This window comes from Sporofaciens sp. JLR.KK001 (genome assembly GCF_036941055.1).
Taxonomy (GTDB): Bacteria; Bacillota; Clostridia; order Lachnospirales; family Lachnospiraceae; genus Sporofaciens.
Genome location: NZ_JAYMNO010000001.1, coordinates 626,217 through 644,597, shown reverse-complemented (window position 1 = coordinate 644,597; position 18,381 = coordinate 626,217). Strand labels below are relative to the sequence as shown.

The 18,381-nt window shown below is 49.7% G+C and carries 18 protein-coding genes and 1 other annotated feature; of the genes, 2 read left to right on the top strand and 16 right to left on the bottom strand.

Features of this window, described 5'->3' with window-relative positions:
• Positions 1-2: 2 nt before the first annotated feature.
• Positions 3-1,454 (bottom strand): glycoside hydrolase family 32 protein, encoded by a 1,452-nt coding sequence (locus tag VSQ62_RS03445; protein WP_334633214.1) that lies wholly within the window; start codon positions 1,452-1,454, stop codon positions 3-5.
• A 266-nt stretch (positions 1,455-1,720) separates the two neighbouring features.
• Between VSQ62_RS03445 and VSQ62_RS03440 the strand changes: the two genes are divergently transcribed.
• Entirely contained in the window at positions 1,721-2,773 is a 1,053-nt protein-coding gene (locus VSQ62_RS03440) for a LacI family DNA-binding transcriptional regulator (RefSeq protein WP_334633213.1), read from the top strand.
• Positions 2,774-2,792: 19 nt separating this feature from the next.
• Positions 2,793-3,326, top strand: a complete 534-nt coding sequence (locus VSQ62_RS03435) for a flavodoxin family protein (protein ID WP_334637551.1) — start codon at positions 2,793-2,795, stop codon at positions 3,324-3,326.
• 197 nt (positions 3,327-3,523) lie between these two features.
• On the opposite strand, the gene VSQ62_RS03430 is transcribed toward VSQ62_RS03435, so the two are convergent.
• From VSQ62_RS03430 to VSQ62_RS03360, 15 genes are all read right to left on the bottom strand, one after another.
• Positions 3,524-5,161, bottom strand: coding sequence for a Na/Pi cotransporter family protein (locus VSQ62_RS03430; protein WP_334633212.1), 1,638 nt, complete (start codon positions 5,159-5,161; stop codon positions 3,524-3,526).
• Between the two features lie 112 nt (positions 5,162-5,273).
• Positions 5,274-5,630, bottom strand: a complete 357-nt coding sequence (spoVAE, locus tag VSQ62_RS03425; RefSeq protein WP_334633211.1) for a stage V sporulation protein AE — start codon at positions 5,628-5,630, stop codon at positions 5,274-5,276.
• Between the two features lie 52 nt (positions 5,631-5,682).
• Entirely contained in the window at positions 5,683-6,687 is a 1,005-nt protein-coding gene (locus VSQ62_RS03420; RefSeq protein WP_334633210.1) for a stage V sporulation protein AD, read from the bottom strand.
• Positions 6,688-6,708: 21 nt separating this feature from the next.
• Positions 6,709-7,170 (bottom strand): SpoVA/SpoVAEb family sporulation membrane protein, encoded by a 462-nt coding sequence (locus VSQ62_RS03415; protein WP_334633208.1) that lies wholly within the window; start codon positions 7,168-7,170, stop codon positions 6,709-6,711.
• 17 nt (positions 7,171-7,187) lie between these two features.
• Complete coding sequence (locus VSQ62_RS03410) at positions 7,188-7,601, bottom strand: stage V sporulation protein AB (protein WP_334633207.1); 414 nt, start codon at positions 7,599-7,601, stop codon at positions 7,188-7,190.
• Positions 7,564-8,232 (bottom strand): stage V sporulation protein AA, encoded by a 669-nt coding sequence (locus VSQ62_RS03405; protein WP_334633206.1) that lies wholly within the window; start codon positions 8,230-8,232, stop codon positions 7,564-7,566. Before VSQ62_RS03405 ends, VSQ62_RS03410 begins: the two co-directional genes overlap by 38 nt.
• 24 nt (positions 8,233-8,256) lie before the next feature.
• The gene (locus tag VSQ62_RS03400; protein WP_334633204.1) at positions 8,257-8,424 is read right to left on the bottom strand and encodes a hypothetical protein; all 168 of its coding nucleotides are present in this window, start codon (positions 8,422-8,424) and stop codon (positions 8,257-8,259) included.
• A gap of 73 nt (positions 8,425-8,497) precedes the next feature.
• Complete coding sequence (locus VSQ62_RS03395; protein ID WP_334633202.1) at positions 8,498-9,211, bottom strand: SigF/SigG family RNA polymerase sporulation sigma factor; 714 nt, start codon at positions 9,209-9,211, stop codon at positions 8,498-8,500.
• Positions 9,190-9,645, bottom strand: coding sequence for an anti-sigma F factor (spoIIAB, locus tag VSQ62_RS03390; protein WP_334633201.1), 456 nt, complete (start codon positions 9,643-9,645; stop codon positions 9,190-9,192). The genes VSQ62_RS03395 and spoIIAB overlap by 22 nt, the downstream gene beginning before the upstream one ends.
• A complete protein-coding gene (spoIIAA, locus tag VSQ62_RS03385; RefSeq protein ID WP_334633200.1) occupies positions 9,646-9,957 on the bottom strand; it encodes an anti-sigma F factor antagonist in 312 nt (103 codons plus the stop codon).
• A gap of 166 nt (positions 9,958-10,123) precedes the next feature.
• Entirely contained in the window at positions 10,124-11,509 is a 1,386-nt protein-coding gene (locus tag VSQ62_RS03380) for a tetratricopeptide repeat protein (protein WP_334633199.1), read from the bottom strand.
• Positions 11,510-11,527: 18 nt separating this feature from the next.
• The gene (locus VSQ62_RS03375; RefSeq protein ID WP_334633198.1) at positions 11,528-11,662 is read right to left on the bottom strand and encodes a hypothetical protein; all 135 of its coding nucleotides are present in this window, start codon (positions 11,660-11,662) and stop codon (positions 11,528-11,530) included.
• Positions 11,655-13,028 carry a bifunctional folylpolyglutamate synthase/dihydrofolate synthase gene (locus tag VSQ62_RS03370; RefSeq protein ID WP_334633197.1) on the bottom strand — a complete coding sequence of 458 codons (1,374 nt, stop codon included), beginning with the start codon at positions 13,026-13,028 and terminating at the stop codon, positions 11,655-11,657. Before VSQ62_RS03370 ends, VSQ62_RS03375 begins: the two co-directional genes overlap by 8 nt.
• A 4-nt stretch (positions 13,029-13,032) precedes the next feature.
• Positions 13,033-15,237 (bottom strand): LTA synthase family protein, encoded by a 2,205-nt coding sequence (locus VSQ62_RS03365; protein WP_334633196.1) that lies wholly within the window; start codon positions 15,235-15,237, stop codon positions 13,033-13,035.
• Between the two features lie 46 nt (positions 15,238-15,283).
• Entirely contained in the window at positions 15,284-17,938 is a 2,655-nt protein-coding gene (locus tag VSQ62_RS03360; protein WP_334633195.1) for a valine--tRNA ligase, read from the bottom strand.
• An 83-nt stretch (positions 17,939-18,021) separates the two neighbouring features.
• Positions 18,022-18,296 (bottom strand) — a binding site (T-box leader).
• Between the last annotated feature and the right edge of the window lie 85 nt (positions 18,297-18,381).

The window sequence follows — 18,381 nt, the reverse complement described above, 5'->3', positions numbered from 1 at the left end:
TGTTATTTTAATGTTCTGACAACATAGTTACTTAACTTTACTTCTCCCTGCACGGCATAAACTCCCGCATAGCCGCCTTTATGATCATACATTCTGGTTGACAGTACCACTTCATCATTGATATATACCACACAGATATCATCTTCTCTTATGATAAATACATGATAATCATCTGCCGCCGGCAGCCTCCTTGCAGTCTCGATCTGATAGGGAACGTCTCCCTTGATCTGCCACTGGTATCTACCCTGTTCTGACCGCGGCCACATATCCCAGGCCGCCTCTCCTCTTCGCCGGTTCATACGAAGGAAATATCCCCTCTCCAAACCATTATCCACATGTAAAGCAATTCCGAATTCATGGGCCTGCGTTACATGAATGTCCATTTCTATAGAGAAGCTGTCCTTCGGGATCTCGTAAAGCCCCGCTCCCAGCGTATCCGCCGCGATACGGATGCCTCCTGCACACTCCTGCAGCTTTGCTCCGGCGGCAAGCGCTTTCTTCTCTTCCTGCGGTTCGCTGTAGAAGTCCCTGACGCCGGGTATCACCTTGACCCGCAAGGTTCCGTCGTCAGGATTCTGGATCAGCTCGTGGAATACCATCGTTCCGCCCCACTCCCAGGGACCAAAGTCGCAGTTTCCGTACTTGCTGGCGATCCATCCGAAGGCAAATCTGCGTTTTCCGTCCGACGCCGTCTTGATCGCATAATCTGATCTGGTGTCAAACACATCATCCTCCGGGATCATCCACGGCCCCCTTGGACTCTTGCCGATCCGATAATGCGTCGTAAACTGATCCGAGAACGTTGAGAATACCAGATACCAGTAATCCCCCATCTGAAACAATTCCGGGCACTCCATCGTAATGTACATTTCCGGTGCGTAAAATGGTTCTTCGTACGACCAGTGTATCAGATCCTCAGACCTGCAAAGTGCAATGCACCCGCCCCGCAGCGCTCCTCCTCCTTTTATCCGGGAAGCCAGAAGCATATCGTAGCATTGTTCTTCTTCATTCCAGTATACATAAGGGTCGCGCCAGTCGAACTCCTCATACCGGACGCCGTCAGAGACAAACAGGAATTCTTCTATCGTACGGAGATGTTCCAGATCACTTCCCACCGCCTGCATTACGGATTGGATACTCTTTCCATTGATATTGAACTTTTCATTATAAGCTGTGTAAAATGCGTGGTAGAGCCCATCCTTGTCCTTGATCACCGAACCCGTATACGCATTTTTATTCGGTCTGTCATCCCCTCCTCTCCTGATAGCCTCTCCCTTATACTCAAGATGGACAAAATCCTCGGTAGTCACCAGATGCCAGGTCGTCTCTTCCGCATACTCCCTGTCTTTTATTCTTGGATCATGCAGATAGAATCCATAATATGTACCGTTATCATAATATGGGATCAGATCACCCACCCATGCATTTTCCGGTTTATAGAATAATTTGTGCATGTTTTCTCCTTTCACTTTTTGCACCATTTGCATGTTTTTATATTTCCTTTTATGTCTAAAATATTATCATATGCACATTTTATTTTCAATATTTATAGTGCATTTTTATTCTTTTCCCTTTTTTCCACATAATAAAATCCGCTGTTTTATGCATTTTATATATATTCATAAATTAATTTTGTGCATTTCGTGCATTTTATTAATCTCATCATTTTATACTTCCATTTTATATCAGGTAATGTTACAATAGCTGTGGAGGTGAGGATATGAAATGCACCATTAAGCAGATCGCAGAGGAACTGAACCTTTCTAGGAATACCGTCGCAAAGGCTCTGAAGAACAGCGATCAGGTGTCCGCCAAGACAAAGCAATTAGTTCTTAAGAAAGCGAATGAGATGAACTATAAGAATATAGATGAGACATTACTGATGCCCGCCCCGGCAGAATCCACGGCCCCGGCACCTGCGAACAACGGCTTTATCCTGTTCTTAACCAGAACCTACGCCTCGGATTCCGAATTCTGGACTGCTGTTCTGACCGGTATTGAATCTATCTTATCAAGCGCCAATTATCATCTGGTGATCGGCATTATGTCCGAGAGCGACCTGAAGAAGTTAGAATTTCCTTCTTCCATCAACGATCCCTCCATCAAAGGGATTATCATCGTGGAGATCTGCGACGCCGCAGTGTGCAGCGCATTATTACAATACAATCTGCCGATCATCACTGTTGATCTGCCCAAAAAGCATACCAAGGCTCTCGACCGGATCGATGTGATTACCATGGAGAATAAGAAGAATGTGCAGCGTATTGTAAAGCAATTAATTGATAAGGGAGCGGAGCGCTTCGGTTTTATCGGGGACATCTATTCGGCAAACGTTGGTCGGGGATTTCAGGAACGATACGACGCGCTCTGCGAATGCCTGACGGAGAACAGATTAGAACTCGACACCCGCTACTGCCTGTTAAACGAGACGCCGGACGACTTCCGGAATTTTCAATTGGTCGTCAAAAAGATCCAGGATATGCCGTCTCTGCCGGATGTATTCATATGCGGCAACGACTGGACGGCAATCCAGCTGATGTACGCCCTGCAGTTCTTAGGCTATCAGATCCCCAAGGATGTAAGCGTTGTGGGATTCGATGATATTCCGGCATCCGAACGGATCACACCTTCGCTCACGACCATACATACACCGCAGAAATATCTCGGAATCGCAGCCGCGCGCCAGATGTTGGAGAGAATCCAGTACCCCGATTCTCCGCACGTATATTCCGAGTATGAGACACAGCTGATCATACGAGATTCAACGATCTAAGAAAGGAGCATAAGTTAAAATAAAAAATGTTTTAATCATTTCAAGCAGTCCAAGAAAAAGAGGCAATTCACAATTATTGTGCGAGGAATTCAAAAGAGGCGCCGAAGAAAGCGGCAATTCCGTAACGCTTGTCCGCCTGTCAGAAAAGAAAATAGGTTATTGCAGAGCATGTGATTCCTGCATGAAAAATAACGGAGTCTGCACGTTAAACGATGATATGGCAGACATATTAGAAGCTTTTAAAAAGGCAGATGTTTTGGTATTGGCAACACCGGTCTATTTCTATGGAATCTGCGCCCAGATGAAAACATTTATCGACAGAACCTATCCGATCTGGCAGCACTTGGGCGAAAAAGAAGTTTATTACATAATCTCGGCAGGTCTGGGCGAGGACATCATCAAGCGTTCTTTAGGCGATTTAAACGGCTTTGTTGAACACTTGGAAAAACAAGAAATTAAGGGTCGCATCTACGCGTCAAATGTAATGAACGCCGGAGAAGTTACGGAAACCTCCCTCATGAATGCAGCATATGAAATGGGACGCGCCGTTTAAGCAAAATTGCCTGATAAACGGCTGCTTTTTCCCATATAAAAGAGAAACCCATGGAATTTCAGACTTTTTCAAGCCCTACAAATCTCAGGGGTTCCTCTTTCAATTCTTCCCGGACGTTATATGCCGGCTTTAGCCGCCCGGCCAATGAGCGGTCATCAGTCAATATTTGTTTATAGGATTATAGTAAGCACAGAGCCTTACACTCCCTCCAACACTTCCTCCGCGATATTCCGCGCATGGTCAGAGATACGCTCCAGACACACCAGCGCATCCAGGAATACGATCCCAGCATCCGTAGTACACTGGTTTGCGGCCAGACGCTTGATATGCTTGCTCCGAAGGGAGATCTCAAGATCATCCGCCTGCGTCTCCTTCTCAATCACCTTCAGAGCCTTCTCCCTGCTCTGCTCTGTGAATGCCTCGCATGCGAACTTATAGCTGTCCGCACACACATCGAACATTTCCCGCAGATGTGCAGCTCCCGTCTCCGAGAAGGACACCTTCTTCTCATACATGGTCTCCGCGAACTCGGATATATTCTCGCAATAATCGCTGACACGCTCGATATCCGACACCATCTGCAGAAGATGCGCCACATCCTGATGCTCCTTCTCGCTGATTCGAAGCGAACCTAGCTTCACCGCATACTCGGTAATTCCGGCACTCAATTTGTCAACCGTATCCTCTTCCTCTTTCAAGAACTGGATATCCTCTTTCTTAAGAGTAAACAATACTCTCTTGGCCACCTCCAGAGATTCTTCTACGATCTCCGCCATACGGGCAACCTCTCTGACCGTTGACTGCAGTGCGATACCCGGCGTCTCTAAGATACGGTCATCCAAAAGCACAACACTTCTATCCTGCGCATCCTCGTCCACCCTGCCGATCTTCTTGGCAAGCTTGATGATCCACCCCGACAGCGGGAAGAGAACCACCGTTGTACCAATATTGAAGACCGTATGCACCATACTGATCTCTGTCTGGGAAATATAACCAAACCCGATCTCAGGATTCACAAACTCATAGTATATGATCGCCATAATACTGAAAATCGCGGTTCCGATGATATTGAACAGCAGATGCATCAAAGCAGCCGTCTTGGCATTCTTCTTCGCCCCAAGACTTGACAGGATCGCCGTCACACAGGTACCGATATTCTGACCCATGATGATATAGACTGCGGCGCTGAACGGGACCAGACCTGCCGCCGCAAGGCTCTGCAGAATACCGACAGACGCGGACGAACTCTGGATCACCGCCGTCACAACCGTACCGGCAAGGATTCCAAGCAGCGGATTATCCCCAAGCGTCACGAATATATTACAGAAGCTCTCGGACTCCTGCAGAGGCGAAACCGCAGAAGACATGGTCGTGATACCGATAAAGAGCAGACCGAATCCCACGATGATACTCGCAATCTCCTTGGAAGAGCGGCGCTTCCCTGTCAGCATAATGATCACGCCCAGCATAACGGCGATCGGCGCAAGCTTCGACGGGCTTAAGAACTTCGCCCACTCAACCGCAGACACCAGCCATCCGGTCACCGTCGTACCGATATTCGCTCCCATGATCACACCCATGGCCTGCGACAGATTCATGATTCCCGCATTGACAAAACCAACCACCATGACCGTCGTAGCAGACGAACTCTGGATCACCGCCGTGATCGCCGCCCCCAGCATTACCCCCATCAGCTTATTCTTAGTCAGAACCTCTAACAGGGACTTCATCTTGTTCCCGGCCGCATTCTCCAACCCCTGAGCCATAATCTGCATACCATAGATGAACATTCCCAGTCCACCCGCAAATGGTATGATAATATCCAAGTAATTCATTACTTCCTCCTAATGTACATACTGAATCTTTTTAAACCCTACTTTTCTACAATACCATTTGCATACATAGAAAGCAACAAATATTTTTACCGGCGTGAATGGGAATCCATTTCTACTTCTTCATCTTCGGATCGAACATCAGCGAAGCCAGATAACTGAACACCAGCGCCGCGGAGATTCCCACCGCGCTCGCCTTGAATCCTCCCATGAAGATCCCGATAAATCCTTCCTTATCCACAGCCTCCTTCACACCCTTCCACAGCAGATTTCCGAATCCTGTAAGCGGCACGCTTGCGCCCGCCCCGGCAAAATCCTGAAACGGCTGATAGATGTGCAGCGCCCCGAGCACCGCGCCGCTGCATACCAGAAGAACCATCACACGCCCCGGCATCAGTTTCGTCCGATCAAGCAGGATCTGCACCAGCGCACAGATTACCCCTCCGATCCAAAATGCATTTATATAATCCATAGGCTATCTCCCTCTCCTTCACATTCTCGCACATAACTGTTACTGCCAGACATCAGCAATGCTCCAGCACGATACCGTGTGCGATACCAGGCACACTCGCGCCCTCATTATAACTCACTGTCGACATCAACGCCCCGGTCGGTACGAAAAGCACCCTCTTCCACTCCCCGCGTTCAACCTTCGGCAGAATATACGCAGACAGCGTCGTGGCCGCACAGCCGCAGCCGCTTCCGCCCGCGTGGGTGTCCTGCGTCATCTGGTCGAATATGGTCATCCCACAGTCCATATGGTTCTTCTTGATATCATATCCCTTGCCGCGCATCAGATCAAACAGGATACTCTGGCCGACATACCCCAGATCCCCGGTAATGATCCGGTTATAGTCCTCCGCCTTCCTTCCAAAATCCTCCAGATTACGGATAATCGTATCACAGGCTGCAGGAGCCATACAAGCGCCCATATTCTGGGAATCCTTAAGCCCATAGTCAACAATCTTGCCAACCGTCACACCTGTGATCCTCACATGGCTCCGTTTCGTCCCCACCAGGAACGCCCCGCTTCCGGTGACCGTCCACTGTGCGGACAACGGACGCTGGTTCGCATACCCCAGCGGGAAACGGAACTCCTTCTCCGCGCTTCCGAAATGACTCGACGTGACAGCAAGCATACACTCCCCATATCCTGCCGCCACACTCATAGAGGCCAGCGCAAGAGCCTCCCCAGATGTAGAACAGGCTCCAAACAGACCGAACAGCGGAATATTCAGCTCCGATACTCCCATAGAAGTAGCGACTCCCTGCCGCAGAAGATCCCCGCCGAACAGATACCTCACATCCTTCGCCTCCATATGCGCCTTCCCCATTGCAAGAAGGCATGCTTCCTTCTGCATGGTACTCTCTGCCTCTTCCCATGTATTTTCCCCGAACAGGTCTTCTTTCTCTACCATATCAAACATCTTCCCCAGAGGCCCCTCGCCCTCCTTCTTTCCCGCAACAGACGCACTGCTGACCAGGTAGGGAGACTCTTTAAAAGCAATACTCTGTAATCCCTTCGTCATCGTTTCCTTCCCTCCCTGTTTCTACGCGATGATACCGCTGACCTTAAGAAGCCAGTACCCGAATCCCAGCACCCAGCTTGTAAATATACCATACAGGATCACCGGCCCCGCAATCGTGAAGATCTTGCAGCCGATACCCATGACCTGCCCTTCCTTCTTATACTCGATCGCCGGCGCCGCAACCGAATTGGCAAACCCGGTGATCGGAACCAGTGTCCCTGCGCCTCCCCATTTGGCGATCCGCGGATAGATATTGAATCCTGTAAGGAGGACGCTGATGACCACCAGGATCATCGAAGTCCATCCCCCGCTCACATCCTTATCAAGTCCAAGCTTCTCACAAATATTCAGCACGGCTTGCCCGACCGTGCAGATCACGCCTCCCGCGATGAATGCCTTCCCCATATTCGCCGGAAGGTTATGCACCGGCGTCTTCTTCTTCACATAATTCTCATACGCCTGCTGCTGCCGTTCCTTATCCATATCCAGTTTCCTCCTTCTCAAAATCGATTAAAGAAAAATATAAATGCCCCGATCCCTTTCCCCAGTGCAACCCCAAGAATCAAGTATTGAATCCCCCGAAGCAGCTTGACCCTGCGGACGAAGATCGGGAACACATTCAGGATCTCCGCCAGCGCCATCGACCAGCATCCCACAAATATCCCGCCGAATAACCCGAATACCGGTGTAAGCCAAGCGCCGTAGGGAATCTGTATTCCATAGATGAAGAAAATATTTCCCAGGATACCGCCCAGCGCCACACTGTCCTCATACAGAAGGATATGCTCGCCGGTATGCGTCCGGTCCGCAAAATCCGATATCACCCCAAGTCCGCTGATGAACGAGAAGAGACCTCCCGCCACGACCATACCTGCGCTAAGTCCGATGACTGCCAGTAGAATTTGCACCCACATCCAGTTCCTTCTCCTTTCTGGAATACGTCTCGATCAGGGTGGACTGAATGTCGTTCTCATACAGACGCATCTCGACTTCCATCGGCGTTGGGTCCACCGAGAACTTCTTCTTTCCGAAATGATTGAAGAATGTAAGAATCCCTATAACCAGTCCGATACAATAAGTCAGCTCCAGGATGGTGAACCCATCCGATTTATTTCCCGTAAGCAGTTCATAGATCTGGGAAAACATTTTCGTAGTATCAACATCGTTATTAAATGCCATAATAGAGAAGGCGGCTCCGATAAAACTGATCACCACCACCACCGCGGCCTTCATATAATGTACTGCTCCCTCGGCCGTCTGCTGCTCCTCATAAGTCACGATAAAGTCCGTCTCCCCCATATTCTGTACGTCGATATTCGGATATTGCTCATGAATACACTGGATCACCCGCAATATCGACACTGCCGTGCGGTTCTGATGCTTCTTATCCGTATGATGGAACTTAAGCAGCTTCAATGTATTCAGCTTCGGAACCATATTGGGGTTGGAACATTCTATCTTAAGAACATCCCCAAGCGTGACCTCCGGTTTCGTGACCTCCACATTCCTGTCCGCTTTGATATATACAGTCTCACTTCCTGCCATACTTGTCCTCTTCTTTCCTTAATCTTATGCCTGTTCGCCGCCTCGAAGCGTTATATAATGCCGCACAAGCGTCCCCTCATCCATTGTACTGCGCGTCCTCACATCATTAAAATAATAGGCAAACCCAACGATCACCGCCGCCATTACCACACAGATCAGGCATACCCTGAGTTTTTTTCTTGCATCATCCATACTTTCCACCTTCTTTATTCCTTTTGCGGATTAGTATGGATGGTTATCAAGAAAAATATACATGGTATGCCTGTTATATTCGTTCGCGAAGATTTTTTAATATTTTTTTCTCCATCCTCGACACCTGGACCTGGGAAATACCCAGAGCCGCGCCTACCTGCGTCTGTGTCTGGTTTGCGAAATACCTCAGATAGATCAGACGCCGTTCTTCTTTATTAAGATAAGCCAGAAGCTGCTTAAGAAGCATATGGTTAAGGATCTGTTCCTCCTCCCCCTCCGTCTTCTGAAGCTTATCCATCAGCCGGATCTCCTGCCCTTCCTTCTGGTAAATGGGCTTGTGCAGCGATTCGATATCGCCGCTGGCGTCCAAAGCCTGCGACAGTTCTTCCCTCTCCACGCCCAGCTCCTCGGCGATCTCCGAGACAGTCGGATCTCTGCCCCATTTCTCCTGGAGCCTTTCCTGGCAGAGATATGCCTTATAAGCCAGTTCCTTAAGCGAACGGCTGACCTTGATCATCCCGTCGTCCCTTAAGAATCTCTTGATCTCCCCCGATATCATCGGAACCGCATAAGTCGAGAATTTCACGTCATAAGACATATCGAATTTGTCGATCGCCTTCAGAAGCCCGATATTGCCTACCTGGAACAAATCCTCCGCTTCCGCGCCCCGGTTATAGAATCTCTTAACGATACACCAGACCAGCCCCGTGTTCTCTTCCACCAACCGTGCCCTTGCTTCTTCATCCCCCTCGTGAGATCTCTGAATCAAAGCGATTGTGTGGTCCATAGTCTCCTTCCTTTTCCAATGGTTTTTTCCATCCGCACCGTCGTTCCCTTGCCTGGAGCCGAGAACACCTCCAGCCTGTCCATGAACGCCTCCATAAACGAGAATCCCATTCCCGACCGGTCAAGCTCCGGCTTCGTAGTAAAAAGCGGCTCCATTGCCTGCTTCACATCCTCGATTCCTCTGCCTGTATCCTCCACCTCCAGATACAAGGTCTTACCCTCCGTGCGGCACCGGATACAGATACTATGTACTTCATTCTCATATCCGTGAATGATCGCGTTCGTCACCGCTTCCGATACCGCTGTCTTTACATCCGAGACCTCTTCTACCGTAGGATTCAGGGATGTCATAAAGGCCGCCACCGTCACTCTTGCAAATGACTCATTGGATGAACGGCTGTCAAAGATTAACTGCATCTCATTGGTATGCTCCATCTACTCTTCCTCCTCATATATCTGCATGATTTTGGTCACTCCCGACATGGTCAATATCTTCCTCATTCTCTCATTCGCATGCACCGCACACATCTCTCCTCCCAGCAAATAGATACGCTTATAACGCCCCATGATCACTCCGATCCCCGAACTGTCCATGAAATTCGTCTCCTTAAAATCGAAGATCACATACCGGATATGATTATGCTCGATCAGGTGATCCGACTCCTTTCTGATCTCTTCCGCATTGTGATGATCCAGCTCATTGGGCAGGAATACCGTCAGGCAGTTCTCCTGTACCTGATATTTCATATACATCCTCCTTCTTGCGCCTGTTTTTACAGCAGGAGCGAAACCATTCCCCTGCCCGCCGTTTTCCCGGCCTCTTCCTACACATAACAAAAAGGATATGCCTCTCACGCATATCCTCTTCTTTCGTAATTTATAACCTTTTGCCCTGCTTCCAAACAGCCGGATTTTATTCCGTATCGTCTCCTTCGCTGCCGGCAGCGTCCCCTTCGTCTTCCTCTGGCGCGGTATCGCTGTTCCTTGCCTTCAGCGCATCCTTGGCCTCTTCTGCCGCCTCCGTATCCGGATAACTCTCCACAAGCTTCTGGTATTTGAGGTTGGCCTGCTCATTATTGCCGCTCTTCTCATAGGACTGCGCAAGAAGCAGCAGTGCGGCCCCATCGCTGTAACCTTCGTTCATCTGCATTACCTGCTCCAGGTTCGAGATCGCGGTCTCATAATTGGCGACCTGATAGTTCTCCCGCGAGGTGCTGTATAAGGAAGAACACATCCTTGGATACAACTCTGCGGTGATCTCATCATAATCTTCCCGCCCGATCGTTCCAAGCGAATTCGGATTCACCTTCAGAAGCTCCTCCACCATGGCGGCATCGCTCATATCTTCCGCCCGATAATGGGACGCGACCGATATCACGATCTCGTAGCTTTCCTGCGTTGATGCCGCCGTTGCCTGCACGTTCTCTGTCTCTTCACTGGTCGACCGGTATTCCTCCAGTTCCTTCTTGAGCGCGCTGATCTGAGCCGTCTGCGTGGCGATCTGGTCGCTGAATTTCACCGTCTGTTCATTCACCTCATCCTGACGCGACGCATTGATGGCAGGCATGATCAGAAACCACATCACCGCAACCCCCACCACCGTTCCAAGCACGATATTAAGAATGGTATGAAGCCCTGCGTTGTCCTTAATACTGTTGGATACCGGCTGGATGATCGTCTCATTGCCAAGATTATAGGTGATCGTATGCTTGTCCTTCTTCTCCTTCTCCTTGATCTTGACATTCCTGGATCTGCGGATCTGATTCAGTTCATGCATGCAGCGCAAAGTAAACTCATCCGTAGTATCCAGCTTGTACGCTGTACGGATCGACTGCCTCGCATACGCATACTGCTCCGTATGCATATAGATCAGGGCCAGGAGCTGATGAGCCTTCACAAATGTCGGATGCACAGTCACAGCCTTCTTAAGCTGGATGATCGCCAGGTCTTCTCCGTTCTGCCAGCAGTATTCCAGAGATTGATTGTATTTCTTCACGGCCTGATTGATCGCTTCCAGCTCTCCTGTTGTCTCACGGACCTTCTGGATATAATAATTGGCAATGTTGTCATGCGACTGGAAGTTCTTGCTGAGGATCCACTCCACCAACGCCTCGACCACATCTCCGCGTCCGTAGTATACAAGTCCCAGCAGGTTCCTTGCCGCAATATTCGCTCTATTATATTGTAAACTCTTCTTCAAAGACGTGATTGCGCCGGACAGATCCCGAATCTTCGCTTTCTTCAATCCGTCGTTATACCAGTGCATGGACTGGTAGGAAAGCTTCTGTGTATACTCCATATACGATCCTCTACTCTTCTACTTCGCCTGTTCCATCATCTCCCGGAGGATGTCCGTCATATCTGTCAGATCCTCCTGATAGACTGCATTCTCTATATCCTCAACCTCCAGGCTTGGCTGGAATTTCTTGAGTTCCTCTTCATAATCAAGCATGCCGACCGCTCCTTCCTATATGCTTCTTAATCATCCCCGCAAGATACAGGGAACCCAGACAGTAGATATCTCCGTCTTCCCCGCGCTCTTCCTCCGCGGCGCGTAATGCTTCCGCAAGTCCGTCCCTCCTTAAGACCTTCCCCGCGGTATGCTGCCGGAATACCCGCTCAAGCTCTGCCGCCGGAACTCTCCTTGCATCATCTACTTCCGTGACCACATATGCTTTTGCCTTCAGATTCCTGCACAGATATTCAATCATCTGCCCGTACTTCTTGTCACTGACTGCCGAGAAGAGGATCACCGGACCTTCTCCCCTGTCGGCTCCAAGCACCTTCATACTTTCCACAAATGCCTCGATCGCCCCGGGATTATGCGCACCGTCTATGTACAGATGCGAAGCCGCCTCTTCCATCCGCCCTTCCCAGCGGACAGACGCCAGCGCTTCCTGCCACCGTTCACCGTGAATCTCTTCTTCTCTCAAGAGATACTCTGCCGCCTCCAGCGCGATCTCAGCGTTCATCGCCTGATAGCATCCGCAGATCGGAACCCTTACGTTCATAACATCTTTATCATACGCATTCGTCCGCGAAAAAGCAATATATTTCCGGGTAACTTCTTGGATTTCGAACGCATTTTTCGATATTTCTCTACAGGGCGCCCCCCTTTCAAGCGCCGTACTTCGGATCACCTCAGACGCCTCCCGGCTGCTCCCGTCATAGAATACAGGCACCCCCGGCTTAATGATCCCCGCCTTCTCCGCGGCAATCTGCCGGATGGTATCTCCCAGGATCTCCGTATGGTCCAGGCTAATAGAAGTAATGACCGTAAGACACGGATGCTCCGCCGAATTCGTCGCGTCAAGCCTCCCTCCAAGTCCTGTCTCCAGGATGATATATTCCACATCCATCCCGGCAAATGCTTCCATCCCCATGCCGAATAAGAATTCAAAATATGACGGATGTTCGATCCCGTCCTCTTCCATCTGCCTGACAACAGCCATCACCTTCGCGAATACCGCAAGAAACGTCTCATCATCAACGGGGACATTGTTCCTCCTGATCCGTTCATTGACGGTTACCAGATGCGGGGACGTGAAGAAGCCCACGCTCTTGCCTTCCGCCATAAGGACCGCCTGCAGGTACGCGCACACAGATCCCTTCCCGTTGGTTCCTGCCACATGGATGATCTTACGGTCAAACGCCGGATTCCCAAGCCTCCTTAAGAATTCCTTCGTGTGCTCAAGCGTATGCTTCTTCGTGAACCTGGGTATCTCTTCAATATAGGCCGCAGCCTCCTCATACGACAGGAAGCCCGGATGATCCGGGCATTCGAAAATATCCTGGCTGTGTGTATATGAATCCGCCATCCTTCTATCCTTCCTCGTCCAACTGCTCTACCCAGGACTTGGTCTTGTCTGTCGCCGTTCCTTCCTGAACAACCAGCTCCTTATCCTGATAGAGATATTCGTCTGACTTACGAAATGTTGTATTACTTGATCCCATCTGACTTACCACGATCACATCATCCTCATAAAGCTCCGTCTCCGGCAGATCGATCCTGGTATTATTAAGAAATGTGCTCTTCTGCTTCTCACCGTTGACAAATACCTTGCTTGACTTGGTAAAATTCTCTCCGTACAGGCTATAACCCTCTCCGAGATGCGGAATGACGTTCTGAAGCGTCACATCCCTCACTCCCATCACCATATGCCCTTCCGTGATCGGAGGCTTCCCGTCATATACATACTGGTCGCCGTACAGGATATCGTACTGCAATAGCTCCAGGTCCGCCAGATAATTCTTGGTCTTCCTTCTCTCCTGATGGTAATTGAACACCGTACCCGAATGGATGTCCAGACGGTCCAGCACATCCGACATGATCTGATAAGACGGGATGTTGCGGTCTTCCTTCTTAAGTCCGATATTGTCCCATATCACATAATTCGTATTATACAGATAACGGCTCTTCAAGTCCTCCGCCTTTAAGCCCATAGTCGGAAGATGATCTCCGTAGAACACGACCACCGAAGGCTCTCCCCGGTCCTCCAGGGCCTTCACCAGGTTCCCCGCAAACTGATCCATCTCATAGACCTGATTCACATAATACTCCCACTTGTTCTTAGCCGCCTCATCCTCGATCCCCTCCACCAGAATCTTCGGATTCTCGATCACCCTCTCCTCAGGATAGTCGCCGTGACCCTGAACGCTGATGCCGAATACAAAATCCTGCTGCTTAGTGGAATCCATTGCATCCATGATATGCTGGATCAGAATATCATCCTTGGCCCATCCATTTTCCGTCATCTGAAGAATATTCATGAACTCCTTACTGGTATAGCTGTCAAATCCGATATTGTTGAACACCCTTGCCCGGCTGTAGAAATTCCCGCCGTTATTATGGAGCGCATGCGCCCCGTATCCAAGCTTCGTAAGCGCAGTCGCCGCGCTCTCACTGACCTGGTTCTTGAGCACCGTCTTATACGGATACTCCCCTGGCCCGAAATAACGCAGATTCATACCGGTCAGCACCTCGAACTCCGTATTGGCCGTTCCCGCGCCGATAGAAGGCACCTTGAAATATCCGGATGAATACTGGTCATACATGGCATGGAGATTCGGACATGCATCCTCTGAGGTCGTGAAGAATTCCGCCTCCTCCACATCAAAATACGACTCAAGCTGTATAAATATAATATTCGGCAGCTCATCCTCGCCGCGCCCCGTCTCATTCCTGGTGATCTCCCGGTCATTACTGATCTCAACGATCGTCTTCTCATTATAATCATTTGGTTCCGTGATCCCGGTGTTAAACACACTGGCCATAAAACAGTACGGAAGCCCATAATCCTCATATGCAAACGCGATATTTCCGAAATACGTGGACACGATCCGCTTCTCCACAGCCAGGTCTGACATTACCCCGTAGATTGCAAACCAGACAACAACTCCCGCAAGCGCCCACAGGCGGCGCACCTTACCGTCATACTGGCCGCCCCGCCTCCACATGGAGATAACCCAGATCACAACAGCCCCGATCCCAACGGCAAGCCCTACCAGCTCGATCCCGTTGAAATAATTATTGATCAGCGTCAGTCCGTCCTTTGCGACCTTAAAATCCTGGGCGTTAAAAGGCGTAACCCTCTTCATCAGCATATAACCGTTCGCCACGCCAAGCGTCAGCCAGAGGACACTGATGATGATCCGGACAAACATCCTGCGCCTGACCAGATATACGACAGAAAACGTGACAAAGATCATAAAAGCATTATACAGGAACACCAATGGTGTCCCTGTCATATAATTCCATGCCTCGATCGCAGAATGCCTGGAGATCGCTTCTATTACAAAGTTGATCATACACGCCAGGACTGCATGAAGCAGCAGCGAGATCTGGTTCATAAACCGATATACCGGTTTCATCTTCCTGGCAAATGCACTGTTCTTTCTCTCCTCAAGAATCCTCGCCCGTCTCTCGCGCTTTGCCGTCCAGTACGCTTTCACATCTTCCTTTTTCAAGTTTTTTAATTTGTGAACTGCCCCTTTTACATCAGGCTTCCTGATCTGAATCTTCTTCATAATATCCCCTTATGCTCTGTAACCAATCTGCTTTGCAATTCCCGTCTTACTTCTTCGCTTTCAATCCATCTAACCTTTCGCTTACCTGTTCCTTCATCTGTCTGTATTTCTCAAGCTTCTCGCGTTCTTCCTGAACCTTGTCTTTTGGCGCCTTGCTGACGAACTTCTCATTCTTAAGCATTCCTTCTGCACGCGCGATCTCCTTGGATAGCCTCGTCTCTTCCTTGGTCAGACGTTCGATCTCCTGATCGAAATCAATCAACTCCTCAAGCGGAACGTATACGGTCGCATCCGGTACTACGATAGACACGGCGTCCTCCGCGATACCCGCCTTATCATTCTGGATAATGAATTCATTGGCTGCCGCCATCATCACCGCCGAATTGCTTAAGAATGAAAGCCCCGTGCATAACTGCTGGTCCTCACAAACCACATATACGGTCGCCTTGCGGGAATTCGGGACATTCATCTCCGCGCGTACATTACGCACGCCGCGGATGATCTCCTTGAAGTGCTCCACGATATTCTCCGCCATCGGGAAATGATGCTTTTCCTCATATACCGGCCATCTGGACATCATCAGTGACTCTTCCTCCGGCACCAGCTTACTGTAGATCTCCTCCGTGACAAACGGCATATACGGATGCAGAAGCTTCAGGGAATCCTTAAGGACCTCCCTTAAGGTCCACAGCGCATCGTTGGCGCTCTCGGCATCCTCATCCGCATGATAGATCCGGTACTTGGCAAGCTCGATATACCAGTCGCAGAACTCGTCCCACAGGAAATCATAGATCTTGGACAACGCGATGCCAAGCTCGAACTTATCCATGTTCTCGGTTACTTCTTTCACAAGATTATTACACTTGGAGATAATCCATCTGTCTCCCGGACGGAGCTTGAAGTCCTCCGGCTTCTTAAGCTCCTTATCCCCAAGGTTCATCATGATAAATCTTGACGCATTCCACACCTTGTTGGCGAAATTCCGGCTTGCCTCCACTCTCTCGTTATAGAAACGCATGTCATTGCCGGGTGCATTGCCTGTCATCAGCGTCATACGCAGGGCGTCCGCACCGTACTGATCGATGATCTCCAGCGGGTCGATTCCATTGCCAAGGGACTTGCTCATCTTACGTCCCAGGGAATCCCGCACAAGGCCGTGGATGAATACCGTGTGGAACGGTGATTTCCCTGTGTGCTCGTATCCTGAGAATACCATACGGATCACCCAGAAGAAGATGATATCATACCCTGTCACCAATACGTCCGTCGGATAGAAGTAATCCAGATCCTCCGTATGCTCCGGCCACCCAAGCGTTGAGAACGGCCACAGCGCGGAAGAAAACCAGGTATCCAATGTATCCTCATCCTGTGTAAAATGCGTACATCCGCATTTCGGACATTTGTCCGGTACGCTCTTGGCTACCACAACCTCGCCGCACTCGTCACAGTAATACGCCGGGATCCGATGCCCCCACCAGATCTGCCTGGAGATACACCAGTCGCGGATATTCTCAAGCCAGTGTAGATAGATCTTGTCGAATCTCTCAGGCACAAACCTTAATTCTCCGTTCTTGACAGCCTCAATCGCCGGCTTCGCCAGTTCTTCCATCCGCACAAACCACTGCTGCTTTATAAGCGGCTCTACCGTCGTGTGGCACCTGTCATGGGTTCCTACATTATGAGAGTGCGGAACCACCTTCACAAGATAACCCTGCTCCTCCAGATCCTTTACGATCGCCTTCCTCGCCTCATAACGCTCCATCCCGGCGTATCTGCCGCCCTCTTTGTTGATGGTCGCGTCGTCGTTCATAATATTGATCTCAGGCAGGTCATGACGCTTCCCGACTTCGAAATCATTTGGGTCATGGGCCGGCGTGATCTTAACCGCACCGGTTCCGAATTCCTTGTCTACATAATAATCTGCCACGATCGGAATCTCTCTGTTCACAAGCGGCAGAAGCGCTTTCTTTCCTATGATATCCTTGTATCTGTCGTCGTCCGGATGTACGGCAATGGCGGTATCTCCAAGCATCGTCTCCGGACGGGTTGTCGCAATCTCAAGGAACTGATCTGCTCCCACGATCGGATACTTGATATGCCAGAAGAATCCGTCCTGCTCCTCATGCTCAACCTCCGCATCAGACAGGGAAGTCTTACATACCGGACACCAGTTGATGATCCTGGAACCCTTATAGATATATCCCTTCTCATAGAGCCTGATAAATACTTCCTCTACCGCCTTCGAGCATCCTTCATCCATAGTGAACCGTTCTCTGTCCCAGTCACAGGATACTCCCAGCTTCTCAAGCTGCTTCTCGATGGTCCCCGCATACTCTTCCTTCCACTGCCAGGTCCTCTCTAAGAACTTCTCACGTCCCAGCTCCTTCTTGTCGATTCCTTCATCCTTCAACTGGTTCGTTACCTTCACCTCTGTGGAGATGGCCGCGTGGTCGGTTCCTGGAACCCAAAGTGTATTATATCCCTGCATCCTCTTATAACGGATCAGAATATCCTGCATGGTATTATCCAGTGCATGCCCCATATGAAGCTTACCCGTGATATTCGGCGGCGGCATCACCGTGGTAAACGGCTTCCTGCTGCGGTCTACTTCCGCATGAAAATACTTATTCTCACACCATTTCTCATATAACTTCGGTTCAATCTCTTTCGGGTTATAGGTTGTTGCCAGATTCTCACTCATCTCGTCCTCCTTGTCTGTACTGTTATGTACCATGTACTCTTTTCTATACACTCAAGGGCGTTAAAAAAATCGCCCTTTACACCGTAAAGGGCGATCAGACATCTAATCGCGGTACCACCTTTATCTATTATATAGAAGAAACTTCCTTCTATATCTCTCCTCTTATTCTGTAACGGGAACGACTCCGGGACAACCTACTCCTATCGTTTCAATCATCCGGCTCCAAAGCTACCTTCCGCATCTCTGTCCTCAAGCGCCTTCCAGCCGTCAGGATCACAGATAACCCTTGCCGATTCCTGCGGGCAACTCTCTCTGTCAGGATGAAACAATGCGTACTCCTCTTCTTCAACGCCTTTATTTCTTGACTTTAAACAGGATTATAGACACCGGATAGTGGTTTGTCAAGGAGTTTAGGGAATTTTCAGAAAGTCTTAAGGAGTCCT